Here is a 12,521-nt window from a genome sequence, read left to right as displayed (position 1 = left end):
CGTCCGACAGGACGTCAGCGCTCGCCCGTTGACGGCCTTCGATCGGAGCGCTCACCCGCAATGAAGTACGCCCAGCACATCACCGAGCTCGTCGGGCACACCCCGCTCGTCCGGCTCTCGTCCGTGACCGACGGGCTCACCTCGACCGTGCTGGCGAAGGTCGAGTACCTCAACCCCGGCGGGTCGGTCAAGGACCGCATCGCGCTGAAGATGGTCGAGGCGGCCGAGGCCAGCGGCGAGCTGCGCCCGGGCGGCACGATCGTCGAGCCCACCAGCGGCAACACCGGCGTCGGGCTCGCGCTCGTCGCCCAGCGCAAGGGCTACCGCTGCGTGTTCGTGTGCCCCGACAAGGTGTCGCAGGACAAGCGGGATGTGCTCACCGCGTACGGCGCGCAGGTCGTGGTCACCCCGACCGCCGTCGCCCCGACCCACCCGGACTCCTACTACTCGGTCTCCGACCGGCTCGTCACCGAGATCCCGGGCGCCTGGAAGCCGAACCAGTACGCGAACCCCAACGGTCCCGCGAGCCACTACGCGACGACCGGCCCCGAGATCTGGGCGGACACCGACGAGCGCGTGACGCACTTCGTCGCCGGCGTCGGCACCGGCGGCACCATCACCGGCACCGGCCGGTTCCTCAAGGACGCGAGCGCGTCCCGGGCCGACGGCGCGGTCGTCGTCGTCGGCGCCGATCCCGAGGGCTCGGTGTACTCGGGGGGCGACGGGCGCCCCTACCTCGTCGAGGGCGTCGGCGAGGACTTCTGGCCGACGGCGTACGACCCGTCCGTCCCCGACGAGATCATCGCGGTGTCCGACGCCGACTCGTTCGCCATGACCCGACGCCTCGCCCGCGAGGAGGGGCTGCTCGTGGGCGGCTCGTCCGGCATGGCCGTGGTCGCCGCGCTGCGGCTCGCGGCCCGGCTCGAGCGCGAGGGCACGGCAGACGCCGTCGTCGTCGTGCTCCTGCCCGACGGCGGTCGCGGGTACCTGTCGAAGATCTTCAGCGATCCGTGGATGCGGTCCTACGGGTTCCTCAGCGCTGGTGACGGGGCGAGCGTCGCCGACGTGCTGCGCACGAAGTCCGGCGCCCTGCCCGAGCTGGTGCACACGCACCCGACCGAGACCGTCCGCGACGCGATCGAGATCCTGCAGAAGTACGGCGTGTCGCAGATGCCCGTGGTCAAGGCCGAGCCGCCCGTGATGATCGGCGAGGTCGCGGGATCCGTCAGCGAACGTGACCTCACCGACGCGGTGTTCTCGGGCGCCGCGGCGCTGGCCGACCGGGTCGACAAGCACATGTCCGCGCCGCTGCCGCTGATCGGCACGGGCGACAGTGTCGAGACCGCCCGCAAAGCCCTCAAGGAGCACGACGCCCTGCTCGTGGTCGACGACGGCAACCCGATCGGGGTGCTCACCCGCCACGACCTGCTGGGCTACCTGACGCGCTGACCAAGCCCTGGATCACCGTGGTGATGAGGTAGTCGAAACTGACGTCGACGTCGTCGGGCAGTCCGAACCCGCCCTCGAGCTCGAGCACGACGAAGCCGTGCACTGCCGCCCGCACCGCGCGGACCGCGTCGATAGTGCGCTCCGGTGGCACGTCGAGCGGTTGCAGCGCCCCGGCGATCACGGCCACCGTCCGGGCGGCCGCGGCGCGGATCTCGGCAGCCGCGGGGTCCACGGCCCACTCCGCCCGCTGCGTCGCGGCGTACCGCCCGGGTGTCGTCCGCGCGAAGGTCCGCACGGCCCCGGCGGCCGCGTGGACCGCCCGCGCCCCGGCGAGCCCCGCCGTGGCCGCCGTGAGCGCGTCGGCGAGGTCCACCACGCAGACCTGGACGACGCCCCGGCGCAGGTCCGGGAGCCCGTGGACGTGCTTGTACAGGCTGGGCACGGCGACGCCGACCCGGGCGGCCACGGCGGCGAGGGTCAGGTCGGCGAACCCGGTCGGTCCACCGGCGTCGACGACGGCCAGTGCCGCCTCGACGACCGCGGTCCGGTTCAACCCCGCCCGAGGCACCTACAGGTCCCAGCGGGCTGCGGGGCCGGTGGTCCGGCGGAGGCCGGCGAGGTGCTCGAGGACGATGGGCAGCACGAGGGCGGGCGCCTGGTGCTGGGGGTAGTGCGCGGCGTCGGGAACCGCGACGCCCCGCGCGTCGAGCGCCTCGACGATCCAGGCGAGCTCAGCAGCGGGGTCCGCGAAGTCCGGGTCGAGCTCGCCGACGAACGCGACCGCCGGCGCCCGGACCTCGGCGAGCCGCTCCTCGACCGGCTTGTGGGTGAGCTGGAGGGTAAGGCGGCGGAACGCTCGCAGGTAACCGGCTCGGCGCAGGCTCGTCCGCAGGTCGGCGACGTGCTCGTCGAGCCAGGGAGCCGTGGCGCCCTTCGACAGCACCCGGCGGTAGTACGACGCCCAGGCGGACGCGCCCCACGGGCGAGCGAACAGGAGGCGGTAGACCAGCCGGAGCAGGCCCGCCATCCCCGGGACCTGCTTCGGTTCGCGCAGGAACGGGGACACCAGCACGAGGCCCGCGACGCGGTCGGGACGCTCGGCGGCCGCCCAGATCGCCGCCGAGGCGCCCATCGAGTTGCCGATCAGGACGGCGGGCTCGTCACCGAGCTCGCGGACCAGCGCGATCAGGTCCTCGCCGGTGGCGATGTCGCCGTAGCGGCTGAAGGTCGTGTCGGAGTCGCCGTGGCCGCGCAGGTCGGTCACCGCGACGCGGTATCCGGCCGTGACGAGCGGTCCGACGAGCTCTCGCCAGGTCGAGCGCAGGTCCCCCATCCCGGGGACGAGGACGACGACCGGGCCGGCGCCCTGGACGGTGTAGGAGATGCGGCCCTCCGGCCGGGACAGGTACTGCGGTGCGGGCTGCGTGGTGGGGCCGGCATCGGCGGAGCCCACGCGATCGGGGGTGCGTGAAGTGTCCATGTTCGTCAGGCTAATGCCATTAGCCAAAGATCGTCAACCCCTACGAAACCTGCCCGGAGCGTGGTCGCGCGCGCCGGGCGCACCAGCGGCCGGGAAAAACCTGCAAGATGTCTCTACCCGCAACCGAGGAGAGTTCCCCATGTCTGCTGTTCTGCCCGAGGCCACCGGAACGTTCGGCGAGAAGCCCGTGCTCACCTTCCCGCAAGGACCCGCGCCGGCCGAGCTCGAGGTCGCGGTGCTCGAGCCCGGCGACGGCGACGTCGTCGTGGCCGGGGACGACCTCGTCGTCAACTACCTCGGCCAGTGCTGGGGCGGGGCCATCTTCGACAACTCGTACGACCGCGGCACCCCGATCAGCTTCCCGATCGGCCTCGGCGCCGTCATCGCGGGCTGGGACGAGGGCCTGGTCGGCCGCCAGATCGGCTCCCGCCTGATCCTGTCGATCCCGCCGCACCTGGGCTACGGCCCGCGCGGCATGCCCGCGGCCGGCATCAAGGGCACCGACACGCTCGTGTTCGTCGTCGACATCGTGGGCGTGAACTGACGATGGCGATCAGCCGCCCCGCCCTGCTGGTCATCCGGTTGCACGCACTCGTCTTCCGGTGGACCGGCGGGCGGGTCGGCGGCCGGTTCGGGCACCTGGAGCAGGTCCTGTTCACGACGACGGGCCGCACCACGGGCGAGCCCCGCACCACGCCGCTCGCCGTGACGGTGGTGCGTGACAAGCTCGTGGTCATCGCCTCCGCGGGCGGCGCCGACAAGGACCCGGGGTGGTACCGCAACCTCGTGGCGCACCCCGACGTCCTCGTGCAGCGCGGCTCCGTCACGAAGCCGATGCGGGCCCGCACGGCCGAAGGGGCCGAGCGGGCCGAGCTGTGGGACGCGGCCGTGGCCAACAACCCCGGCTACGCGGGCTACCAGGAGAAGACCTCCCGGCAGATCCCGGTCGTGGTCTGCGAACCGCGCCCCTAGCTCACCGCGCCCCTAGCCCCCAGCGGGCCCGATCAGGCCTTACGTGAGCCCGATCGGGCAGGAGACCCCGGTGCCGCCCAGGCCGCAGTAGCCGTTCGGGTTCTTCGCGAGGTACTGCTGGTGGTAGTCCTCGGCGTAGAAGAACTCGCCGACCTCGGACGCCGGTCGCAGCTCGGTGGTGATCGCCTTGAACCCCGCGCGGGAGAGCTCGACCTGGTACGCCGCGCGCGTCGCGGCCGCCGCAGCCTCCTGCTCCGGGGTCGTGAAGTACAGCGCCGAGCGGTACTGCGTCCCCGCGTCGTTGCCCTGCCGGAAGCCCTGCGTCGGGTCGTGCGACGTCCAGAACGCCCGCAGCAGCTCCTCGTGCGTGAGGACCTCCGGGTCGTACGCGACCATGACGGCCTCGGTGTGCCCGGTCAGCCCGGTGCACACCTCCTCGTAGGACGGGAACGGCGTGAACCCGCCCTGGTAGCCCACCGCCGTGGTGACCACGCCGGGCAGCTTCCACATGGCCTTCTCGGCACCCCAGAAGCACCCCATCGCGAGGTAGAGCTGAGCCGTCCCGACCGGCCAGGGTCCGCGCAGCGGCGTGCCGAGCACGGCATGGGTCGCGGGGATCTCGTAGCCGTACGCCGGCCGGCCGCGCAGCGCGCGCTCGGGGGCCACCATCGTCGTCTTGAGCACCGATCCGAACATGTGGGTCACCTTTCTTATCCTCGAGGGGTGCAACGCCCGCCGACCCGGTGGGTGTTCCCGCCAGGTCCACCCCGTAGCCTGGCGTGCGTGACCACCACGCCTCAGCACCTGCAGCCCGAACCCGACTGGTCCGACGCCGGGTTCGCCACCCGCGCGATCCACGCCGGGCAGGCCCCGGACGCCGCCACCGGCGCCGTGGTCACCCCGATCTATCAGGTCTCCACGTACAAGCAGGACGGCGTCGGCGGGCTGCGCGGCGGGTACGAGTACTCGCGGTCGGCGAACCCGACCCGGGCCGCGCTCGAGGAGGCGCTGGCCGCGGTCGAGGGAGGGGCGCACGGGTACGCGTTCGCCTCGGGGCTCGCCGCGGAGGACACCCTGCTGCGCGCGATCCTGCGCCCCGGTGACCACGTCGTGATGGGCGACGACGCCTACGGCGGCACGTACCGGTTGATCGCGCGGGTCTTCGGTCCGTGGGGCATCGACCACACCCCGGTCGACCTCACCGACCTCGACGCGGTGCTCGCCGCGATCGAGCCCGGTCGAACCAAGGCGGTCTGGGTCGAGACGCCCACCAACCCGCTCCTCGGCGTGAGCGACATCGCCGCGATCGCCGCGATGTGCCGCGCCGCGGGCGCGCTGCTCATCGTCGACAACACGTTCGCCACGCCGTACCTGCAGCAACCGTTGGCGCTCGGCGCGGACGTCGTCGTGCACTCGACGACCAAGTACATCGGCGGCCACAGCGACGTCGTCGGCGGGGCCCTGATCGTGGCCGACGGCGCGCAGCTGCCCGTGGGCCTCGACGGCCCCACCGGCACGACGGCGCTCGCGGACGCCGTCGCGTTCCACCAGAACGCCTCGGGCGCGGTCGCCGGGCCGTTCGACTCGTGGCTCACGCTGCGCGGGCTCAAGACGCTCGCGGTCCGGGTGGACCGGCACTGCGCGAACGCGGCCGCCGTCGCGGCGTTCCTCGAGGGGCACGCGCGCGTCACCGAGGTCATCTACCCCGGGCTCGCCTCGCACGCCGGGCACGACGTCGCATCGCGCCAGATGAGCGGCTTCGGCGGCATGGTGTCGTTCCGCACGGGCAGCGTCGAGACCTCGCTCGAGGTGTGCGCCCGCACGCGCGTGTTCACGCTCGCGGAGTCGCTCGGCGGCGTCGAGTCGCTCATCGAGCTCCCCGGCCAGATGACCCACGGCGCGCTGGTCGGCACGGCGCTCGAGGTTCCCGCCGACCTGATCCGGCTCTCGGTCGGCATCGAGGACATCGCCGACCTGATCGCGGACCTCACCCAGGCGCTCGCGTGATCGACGCAGCCGAGCCGGGCCCGGCGTCCGCGCCGGATTCAGCCCCCGCGACAACGACGCCCGCGCAGTCGGACCCCGCACGCAGCGTGCTCGACGCCGCCCTGCCGCGGTCCGTGCAGCTGTCGGCGGCCTGGTCGTGGCGACTGCTCGTGATCGCGGCCGCGACCGCCGCCGGGCTCTGGCTGCTGTCCTACTTCAAGGTGATCGCGGTCGCCGTCGCGGTCGCGCTGCTGCTCAGCGTGCTGCTGACCCCGGTCTCCCGGTGGCTGCGCACGCGGGCCCGGTTCTCGCGCGTGGCGGCGGCGGCCACCTCGGTGGTCGGGCTGCTGGTCGTGATCGGCGGGCTGCTCACGCTCGCGGGGAACTCGATAGTCAACGGGTTCGCCGACCTGGCGAACGAGGCCACGGCCGGGCTGGACAAGCTCATCGGCTGGCTTTCGACCGGCCCGTTGCAGATCAGCGCCAGCCAGATCGAGGCGTACCGGCAGCAGGCGTCGGCCTCGATCAGCGACAACGCGACCTCGCTGCTGTCCGGCGCGCTGTCCGTGACGACCGCGCTCGGGCACGTCGGCACCGGGGCGCTCATCGCACTGTTCTGCACCCTGTTCTTCCTGATCGACGGCCGCCGGATCTGGTTCTGGGTCGTCGGTCTGCTGCCGCGCTCGGCCCGCGAGCGCACGCACGAGGCCGGTCGGCGCGGGCTGGTCGCGCTCGGCGCGTACACGCGCACGCAGATCCTCGTGGCGCTCGTGGACGCGATCGGCATCGGGATCGGGGCCGCGATCCTGCAGGTCCCGCTCGCCCTGCCGCTCGCGACACTGGTGTTCCTCGGCTCGTTCATCCCGATCGTCGGTGCACTGATCTCCGGGTCGGTCGCGATCCTCGTCGCGCTCGTCGCGCACGGTCCCGTGGTCGCGCTGGCCATGCTCGCCGTCGTGCTCCTGGTGCAGCAGATCGAGGGCCACCTGCTGCAGCCGCTGCTGATGGGACACGCCGTCTCGCTGCACCCCGTCGCGGTGCTGCTCGCGGTCGCCGCGGGTTCCATGGCCGCGGGGATCGTCGGCGCGCTGTTCGCGGTACCGATCGCGGCCGTGGTCAACACGGTGCTGCTCTACCTCAACGGGCACGACAAGTACCCCGATCTCGGCACCGACCCGTACATCTCGACGCGATCGGCGGCGTGACGATGACCCTGCCCCAGGTGTCCGACGGCGTTGCGCCTGACGACGCCGTCTCCGACGGCGTTGTGGCCGTCACCCTCGAGGACGTGCAGGCCGCGGCCCGCCTGCTCGACGGCGTCGCGACGTTCACCCCGGTCGAGGAGAGTCGCGGGCTCTCGTCGCTGGCGGGCACGCACGTGGTCCTCAAGTGCGAGAACCTCCAGCGCGCGGGCTCGTTCAAGATCCGCGGGGCGTACGTCCGGATGGCGCGGCTGACGCCCGCCGAGCAGGCGCGCGGCGTCGTGGCGGCGAGCGCGGGCAACCACGCGCAGGGGGTCGCCCTGGCGGCCCAGCTGCTCGGGATCGACGCCGTGGTGTACATGCCCACCGACGCCGCGCTGCCGAAGATCGCCGCGACCCGGGACTACGGGGCGCAGGTGCGGCTGGTGGGGAGCTCGGTCGACGAGGCGCTCGTGGCGGCCCACGCGGAGGCGGCCCGGACCGGCGCCGTGCTGATCCACCCCTTCGACCACGTCGACATCATCGCCGGGCAGGGCACCGTCGGGCTCGAGATCCTCGAGCAGGTCCCCGACGTGAAGACGATCTTCGTGCCCATCGGCGGCGGCGGGCTCGCCGCGGGCATCGCGACCGCGGTGCGGGCGTTGCGACCCGACGTGCGTGTGATCGGCGTGCAGGCCGCGAGCGCGGCCGCGTACCCCGCGTCGATCGCCGCGGGCCACCCGGTGACCGCCACCCGTCTGGCGACCATGGCCGACGGCATCGCCGTCGGCACGCCCGGGCTCGTGCCGTTCACGCTGCTGCGCCAGGCCGAGGTCGAGGTCCGCACGGTCAGCGAGGAGTCCATCTCGCGGGCGCTGCTGCTCGTGGCCGAGCGCGGCAAGCTGCTGGTCGAGCCGTCGGGGGCGGCCGGCGTCGCGGCCCTGATGGATGCCGCCGGCGAGTTCGAGGGCACCGCGGTCGCGGTCCTGTCGGGGGGGAACATCGACCCGCTGGTGCTGCTGCGCGTGCTGCGGCACGGGCTCGCCTCCGCCGGGCGGTACCTGCAGTTCCGGGTGCGGATCGACGACCGGCCCGGTTCGCTCGCCGCGCTCCTGGCCCAACTGGCGGCCAGCGGCGGGAACGTCGAGCACGTCGGCCACGTGCGCACGCGCGGGGACCTGGCGATCGCCGAGGTCGAGATCGACGTCCAGCTCGAGACAAAGGGGCCCGAGCACTGCGCGCAGGTCCTGGATCAGCTCACCACGGCCGGCTTCCGCATCGTCCCGGGCTGACGCCCGCCCAGACAAAGAACGAACCGGGAGCTCTGGTCGCTTGACCTCGGGTCAGGGCGACCAGAGCTCCCGGTTCGTCGACCGCCCCGGCGTGCGGGGCGGGACAACTCAGGACTGGAAGGGCTTCGCGGCGACGATCACGACCTGGACCTGCTTGCCGCTCGGGGTGGCGTAGCTGACCTTGTCGCCGACGGCGCTGCCGTTGATCGCGGTGCCGAGCGGCGAGGTCGGCGAGTACACCTCGATCTGTGCCGAGCCGGCGATCTCGCGCGAGCCGAGCAGGAAGGTCATCTCGTCGCCGGCCACAACCGCGGTGACGACCATGCCGGGCTCCACGACGCCGTCGTCGGGCGGGGTGCCGATCTCGACGTGGCGGAGCTTGACGGTCAGCGCGCGGATGCGGGCTTCCATCTTGGCCTGCTCGTCGCGGGCTGCGTGGTAGCCACCGTTCTCCTTGAGGTCACCCTCGTCGCGGGCGGTGGCGATCTTCTCGGTGATGTCGGTCCGACCCGGCCCGGACAGCTGGTCGAGCTCGGCCTTGAGCCGGTCGTAGGCCTCCTGGGTCAGCCAAGTGACGGCGGCAGTCTCGGTCACGATCGCTCCTTCGCACATGCAGATCGACACGGTGGTCGAACGTCGGGCGCACCACGGCGAGCGGGTGCGCTGGTTGTCCACGCTGAAACTCTCCCGACGGCGTCGACCTCGGTCCACGCCGCGTCGGGGCGGCGTGTGAATCGCTCAGTCTAGCAACCGTGGGCCGCAGGCGGCAGATGCGGTGACCGGAACGGGCTAGCGGGTCGCGTCCGGCGTCACCTGGCAGGACTTGACGATCCCGGTCACCGCGAGCTCCTGCGTGGGCACGGTCACGGTGTGGCGCTGGATCTGGGCGGGGGCAGGGCCGAGGGTCACGCGGACGAGTCCGACCTCGCCGAAGCTCTTGTTGAGGGCGTGCACCGTGCACTCGACCGTCACAGCCGGATCCTTGATCACGTCGAAGGTCACGTCGATGCGTTCGGGGCCCTGGACCGAGTAGCCGACGTCCTTGAACTGCACGGGGTCCTGCAGCACCCCGATCCCGATCCAGACCACCAGCCCGAGTGCGACGGCGCCGACGGTCGCGAGTGCGAGGACGACGGCCCGACGGCGACCCGCCGTCGGCTCCGGTCCGTACCGACCCGCCGGGGCGTGCGGGGTGCTCGACTCGCTCATCGGGGTCCTCTCGGAACCAATCAGGCGCAGTGAGGTGCGCGGATGCGAGAACATTGTCTCTCGACCCGCTGCCCCGCAGGGGTGGCCGACGCAGGAGGATCGCGGTGTCAACAGATCGACTTCGCCTCATGGCGGTGCACGCCCACCCCGACGACGAGTCGAGCAAGGGGGCGGCCACGACGGCCCGGTACGTCTCCGAGGGCGTCGAGGTGCTCGTGGTGACCTGCACGGGCGGCGAGCGCGGCGACCTGCTCAACCCGAACTACCCGCCGGTCGAGGGCGGGATCGATGCCATGCGCGAGATCCGGCGCGCCGAGATGGCCGACGCGGCCCGGGCGCTCGGGGTCCGCCAGCAGTGGCTCGGCTTCGAGGACTCGGGCCTGCCCGACGGCGACCCGATGCCCCCGCTGCCGCCGGGCTGCTTCGCGCTGACTCCCCTCGAGGAGGCCGCGGCGCCGCTCGTGGAGCTGATCCGGGAGTTCCGTCCGCACGTCGTGACGACCTACGACCCGAGCGGCGGCTACCCGCACCCGGACCACATCATGTGCCACCGCGTCTCGGTCGAGGCGTTCGAGACGGCGGGCAACGCGGAGCGGTACCGCGGGCGGGGCGAGCCGTGGCAGCCGCTCAAGCTGTACTACAACCACGGCTTCTCGATGGTGCGCATGCGCGCGATGCACGAGGCGCTGCTCGCCGCCGGGCGGGAGTCGCCGTTCGGGGACTGGATCGAGTCGCGGCAGGCGCGCGAGATCCCCGAGCGCTCGGTGACCACCCGGATCGCGTGCGCCCCCTGGTTCGGGGCCCGCGACGACGCGCTGCGCGCGCACGCCACGCAGATCGACCCGGACGGGTTCTTCTTCGCGATCCCGCGCGCGATCGAGGCTGAGACCTGGCCGTTCGAGGACTACGAGCTGGCCGTCTCGCACGTCCCCACCACCCTGCCGGAGGACGACCTGTTCGCCGGGATCCACCTGGAAGGTTCGTCATGACCGCCGTCCCGCTCGACTGTGCCGCGCTGCAGGTCACCGGACTCGCGTCCGGGTCCGGGTCCGTTGCCTGGACGACGGCGACCGCCACGCCGGCCCCGTCGCCCAGCCCGTCCCTGTCGGGCAACCTCGAGCCAGGCGACGTCTCGCCGGGGCTCATCGGGTTCCTGCCCGTGTTCCTTATCGCGCTGGCCTGCATCGGGCTGTTCCTGTCCTTGACGAACAAGCTGCGCGGCGTGAACCGCCGCCAGGCCCAGATCGACGCCGAGGAGGCCGCCGCGGCGGCATCGGGTGCCTCCGCCGACGACGCCCCGGACGACGCCGGGCGATGACCACGCCGACTCCGGGCGTGCGGGAACCGGGCCCGGTACGGCCCGCGGTCCGGGTCACGGTCGGCCAGCTGACCGTCGGTGCGGACCACGCCGCGAACCTGCGTCAGGTGCTGGCGGCGCTGGCCGCCGCCGCCGCGGCCGGTTCGGACCTGCTCGTCCTGCCGGAGTACGCCTCGGGCTTCGACCCGCGCGGCGTCGGCCCGTCGCACGCCGAACCGCTCGCGGGACCGTTCGTGCGCGAGCTCGGCGCGCAGGCGGCGGCCGCCGGGGTCGCCGTGATCGCGGGCACGACCCTGCCCGGTGCGGGCCCGGACCGCGCGGTGAACGCGGTCGTGGCGATCGACGCCGACGGCGCCGTGGCCGGGGTCTACCGCAAGGTCCACCTCTACGACGCGTTCGGCCAGCGGGAGTCGGACCGGCTCGAGGCGGGCGCGCCGGATGCCCCGCCGGTCGTCCTGGACGTCGCGGGGCTGCGGTTCGGGATCATGACCTGCTACGACCTGCGTTTCCCCGAGATGGCTCGCCGGCTCGTGGACGCCGGCGCGCAGGTGCTCGTGGTGCCGGCGGCGTGGGCAGCCGGGCCGCACAAGGCGGCGCACTGGCGTGCGCTCGCGGTGGCTCGCGCGATCGAGAACACGGCCGTGGTGGTCGCCGTCGGGCAGGCGGGGCTCGGTGTGAGCGGCCGGTCGCTCGTCATCGGGGCCGACGGCGTCGTCCAGCTCGAGCTGGGCACGGCCGCGGAGGTCGCCACCGCCGATCTCGATCCGGCGGCGCTGGCCGAGGTCCGCGCGCACAACCCGTCGCTCGCGAACCGGCGCTACGCCGTGGTGCCGCGCGAGACCGCCGTCGGGCCGGAGACCGCCGTCGGGCCGGAGACCGCCGTCGGGCAGGAGACCGCCGTCGGGCAGGAGACGGACTAGGCCGAGCCGTACGACGCGATCGACACCGCGATGTAGTTGCAGGTGAAGCCGACGACGGTGAGCGCGTGGAACACCTCGTGGAACCCGAACCAGCGCGGGCTCGGGTTCGGCCGCTTGAGCGCGTAGACGACCGCGCCGGCGATGTAGGCCGCCCCGCCGGCGACGATCAGCCAGACGATGGCGGGTCCGCCCTCGCGCCAGAAGTCGGGCACGAAGAACAGGTTCACGCAGCCGAGCGCGACGTAGACCGGCGTGTAGACCCACCGCGGCGCGCCGAGCCAGATGACCCGGCCGAGCAGACCCAGGAGGGCTCCGGACCAGACGACCCAGAGCATGATCTTGGCCGTGGTCGGCGGCAGGAGGACCACGGCGAGCGGGGTGCAGGTGCCCGCGATGATGAGGAAGATGTTCGAGTGGTCCATCCGGCGCAGCACCCCGGTCACCCGGGGTGACCAGGTGCCCAGGTGGTAGACGGCGCTGACGCCGAACAGGAGCACCGACGTGAACGCGAACACGGCGGTCGAGATCTTGGCCGCGGGCGTGGGGGACAGGACGACGAGCACGATCCCCGCCGCGACGACGAGCGGGAACATCCCGGCATGGATCCAACCGCGCAGCTTTGGCTTGACGGCGTCGGCCATCTGCGTGGCGCCGGAGCGCACCGCGTCACCCATGGCCGCGCCCCGACTTGCGGTTCGACTGCGTTCCATCGGT

Annotated in this window: 15 protein-coding genes; 9 read left to right on the top strand and 6 right to left on the bottom strand. The window is 72.9% G+C overall.

The features are described 5' to 3' along the window. Positions 1-60: 60 nt before the first annotated feature. Positions 61-1,449, top strand: a complete 1,389-nt coding sequence (locus VTA80_RS05425; protein WP_407344378.1) for a cystathionine beta-synthase — start codon at positions 61-63, stop codon at positions 1,447-1,449. On the opposite strand, the gene VTA80_RS05420 is transcribed toward VTA80_RS05425, so the two are convergent. Then, the gene (locus VTA80_RS05420) at positions 1,412-2,002 is read right to left on the bottom strand and encodes a TetR-like C-terminal domain-containing protein (protein WP_407344377.1); all 591 of its coding nucleotides are present in this window, start codon (positions 2,000-2,002) and stop codon (positions 1,412-1,414) included. The genes VTA80_RS05425 and VTA80_RS05420 overlap by 38 nt on opposite strands. A gap of 15 nt (positions 2,003-2,017) precedes the next feature. Next, positions 2,018-2,929: an alpha/beta fold hydrolase gene (locus tag VTA80_RS05415; protein WP_407344376.1), complete on the bottom strand. Its 912-nt coding sequence runs from the start codon at positions 2,927-2,929 to the stop codon at positions 2,018-2,020. Between the two features lie 139 nt (positions 2,930-3,068). Between VTA80_RS05415 and VTA80_RS05410 the strand changes: the two genes are divergently transcribed. After that, positions 3,069-3,473 carry an FKBP-type peptidyl-prolyl cis-trans isomerase gene (locus tag VTA80_RS05410; protein ID WP_407344375.1) on the top strand — a complete coding sequence of 135 codons (405 nt, stop codon included), beginning with the start codon at positions 3,069-3,071 and terminating at the stop codon, positions 3,471-3,473. A 2-nt stretch (positions 3,474-3,475) separates the two neighbouring features. Beyond that, the gene (locus tag VTA80_RS05405) at positions 3,476-3,901 is read left to right on the top strand and encodes a nitroreductase family deazaflavin-dependent oxidoreductase (RefSeq protein ID WP_407344374.1); all 426 of its coding nucleotides are present in this window, start codon (positions 3,476-3,478) and stop codon (positions 3,899-3,901) included. A 39-nt stretch (positions 3,902-3,940) separates the two neighbouring features. Here the strand turns inward: VTA80_RS05405 and msrA are convergent, their stop codons facing one another. Next, positions 3,941-4,597: a peptide-methionine (S)-S-oxide reductase MsrA gene (msrA, locus tag VTA80_RS05400; protein WP_407344373.1), complete on the bottom strand. Its 657-nt coding sequence runs from the start codon at positions 4,595-4,597 to the stop codon at positions 3,941-3,943. A 78-nt stretch (positions 4,598-4,675) separates the two neighbouring features. Between msrA and VTA80_RS05395 the strand changes: the two genes are divergently transcribed. The 3 genes from VTA80_RS05395 to ilvA are packed head-to-tail and all read left to right on the top strand — an operon-like array spanning position 4,676 to position 8,360. Next, complete coding sequence (locus VTA80_RS05395) at positions 4,676-5,908, top strand: cystathionine gamma-synthase (protein WP_407345700.1); 1,233 nt, start codon at positions 4,676-4,678, stop codon at positions 5,906-5,908. Then, complete coding sequence (locus VTA80_RS05390; RefSeq protein WP_407344372.1) at positions 5,905-7,092, top strand: AI-2E family transporter; 1,188 nt, start codon at positions 5,905-5,907, stop codon at positions 7,090-7,092. The genes VTA80_RS05395 and VTA80_RS05390 overlap by 4 nt, the downstream gene beginning before the upstream one ends. Before the next feature lie 2 nt (positions 7,093-7,094). Beyond that, entirely contained in the window at positions 7,095-8,360 is a 1,266-nt protein-coding gene (gene ilvA / locus VTA80_RS05385; protein WP_407345699.1) for a threonine ammonia-lyase, read from the top strand. A 108-nt stretch (positions 8,361-8,468) separates the two neighbouring features. Here the strand turns inward: ilvA and greA are convergent, their stop codons facing one another. After that, on the bottom strand, positions 8,469-8,972 hold the full coding sequence (gene greA, locus VTA80_RS05380) for a transcription elongation factor GreA (protein WP_407345698.1): 504 nt from the start codon (positions 8,970-8,972) through the stop codon (positions 8,469-8,471). Positions 8,973-9,149: 177 nt separating this feature from the next. Further along, positions 9,150-9,569 carry a DUF4307 domain-containing protein gene (locus VTA80_RS05375; protein WP_407344371.1) on the bottom strand — a complete coding sequence of 140 codons (420 nt, stop codon included), beginning with the start codon at positions 9,567-9,569 and terminating at the stop codon, positions 9,150-9,152. A 128-nt stretch (positions 9,570-9,697) separates the two neighbouring features. On the opposite strand from VTA80_RS05375, the gene mca reads away from it, so the two are divergent. Genes mca through VTA80_RS05360 form a run of 3 tightly spaced genes read left to right on the top strand, consistent with a single transcriptional unit; the run spans position 9,698 to position 11,807 of the window. Next, positions 9,698-10,558 (top strand): mycothiol conjugate amidase Mca, encoded by an 861-nt coding sequence (gene mca, locus VTA80_RS05370; RefSeq protein ID WP_407344370.1) that lies wholly within the window; start codon positions 9,698-9,700, stop codon positions 10,556-10,558. Then, positions 10,555-10,887 (top strand): hypothetical protein, encoded by a 333-nt coding sequence (locus VTA80_RS05365; protein ID WP_407344369.1) that lies wholly within the window; start codon positions 10,555-10,557, stop codon positions 10,885-10,887. The genes mca and VTA80_RS05365 overlap by 4 nt, the downstream gene beginning before the upstream one ends. Then, positions 10,884-11,807, top strand: a complete 924-nt coding sequence (locus VTA80_RS05360) for a nitrilase-related carbon-nitrogen hydrolase (protein ID WP_407344368.1) — start codon at positions 10,884-10,886, stop codon at positions 11,805-11,807. Before VTA80_RS05365 ends, VTA80_RS05360 begins: the two co-directional genes overlap by 4 nt. On the opposite strand, the gene VTA80_RS05355 is transcribed toward VTA80_RS05360, so the two are convergent. Continuing rightward, positions 11,804-12,517: a hemolysin III family protein gene (locus VTA80_RS05355; protein WP_407344367.1), complete on the bottom strand. Its 714-nt coding sequence runs from the start codon at positions 12,515-12,517 to the stop codon at positions 11,804-11,806. The two genes, VTA80_RS05360 and VTA80_RS05355, sit on opposite strands and share 4 nt — an antisense overlap. Between the last annotated feature and the right edge of the window lie 4 nt (positions 12,518-12,521).

This window comes from Pengzhenrongella phosphoraccumulans (assembly GCF_045689905.1).
GTDB lineage: Bacteria > Actinomycetota > Actinomycetes > Actinomycetales > Cellulomonadaceae > Pengzhenrongella > Pengzhenrongella phosphoraccumulans.
The sequence above is the reverse complement of the archived record's forward strand: the minus strand, read 5'-3'. Positions and strand labels throughout refer to the sequence as shown.

What these genes read in the sequence shown, in the direction of transcription:
- VTA80_RS05425 (WP_407344378.1), top strand. Translation starts at nt 61, where the DNA reads ATGAAGTACGCCCAGCACATCACCGAGCTCGTCGGGCACACCCCGCTC.
- VTA80_RS05415 (WP_407344376.1), bottom strand. Translation starts at nt 2,929, where the DNA reads ATGGACACTTCACGCACCCCCGATCGCGTGGGCTCCGCCGATGCCGGC.
- VTA80_RS05410 (WP_407344375.1), top strand. Translation starts at nt 3,069, where the DNA reads ATGTCTGCTGTTCTGCCCGAGGCCACCGGAACGTTCGGCGAGAAGCCC.
- VTA80_RS05405 (WP_407344374.1), top strand. Translation starts at nt 3,476, where the DNA reads ATGGCGATCAGCCGCCCCGCCCTGCTGGTCATCCGGTTGCACGCACTC.
- msrA (WP_407344373.1), bottom strand. Translation starts at nt 4,597, where the DNA reads ATGTTCGGATCGGTGCTCAAGACGACGATGGTGGCCCCCGAGCGCGCG.
- ilvA (WP_407345699.1), top strand. Translation starts at nt 7,095, where the DNA reads ATGACCCTGCCCCAGGTGTCCGACGGCGTTGCGCCTGACGACGCCGTC.
- greA (WP_407345698.1), bottom strand. Translation starts at nt 8,972, where the DNA reads ATGTGCGAAGGAGCGATCGTGACCGAGACTGCCGCCGTCACTTGGCTG.
- VTA80_RS05375 (WP_407344371.1), bottom strand. Translation starts at nt 9,569, where the DNA reads ATGAGCGAGTCGAGCACCCCGCACGCCCCGGCGGGTCGGTACGGACCG.
- mca (WP_407344370.1), top strand. Translation starts at nt 9,698, where the DNA reads ATGGCGGTGCACGCCCACCCCGACGACGAGTCGAGCAAGGGGGCGGCC.
- VTA80_RS05365 (WP_407344369.1), top strand. Translation starts at nt 10,555, where the DNA reads ATGACCGCCGTCCCGCTCGACTGTGCCGCGCTGCAGGTCACCGGACTC.
- VTA80_RS05360 (WP_407344368.1), top strand. Translation starts at nt 10,884, where the DNA reads ATGACCACGCCGACTCCGGGCGTGCGGGAACCGGGCCCGGTACGGCCC.
- VTA80_RS05355 (WP_407344367.1), bottom strand. Translation starts at nt 12,517, where the DNA reads ATGGAACGCAGTCGAACCGCAAGTCGGGGCGCGGCCATGGGTGACGCG.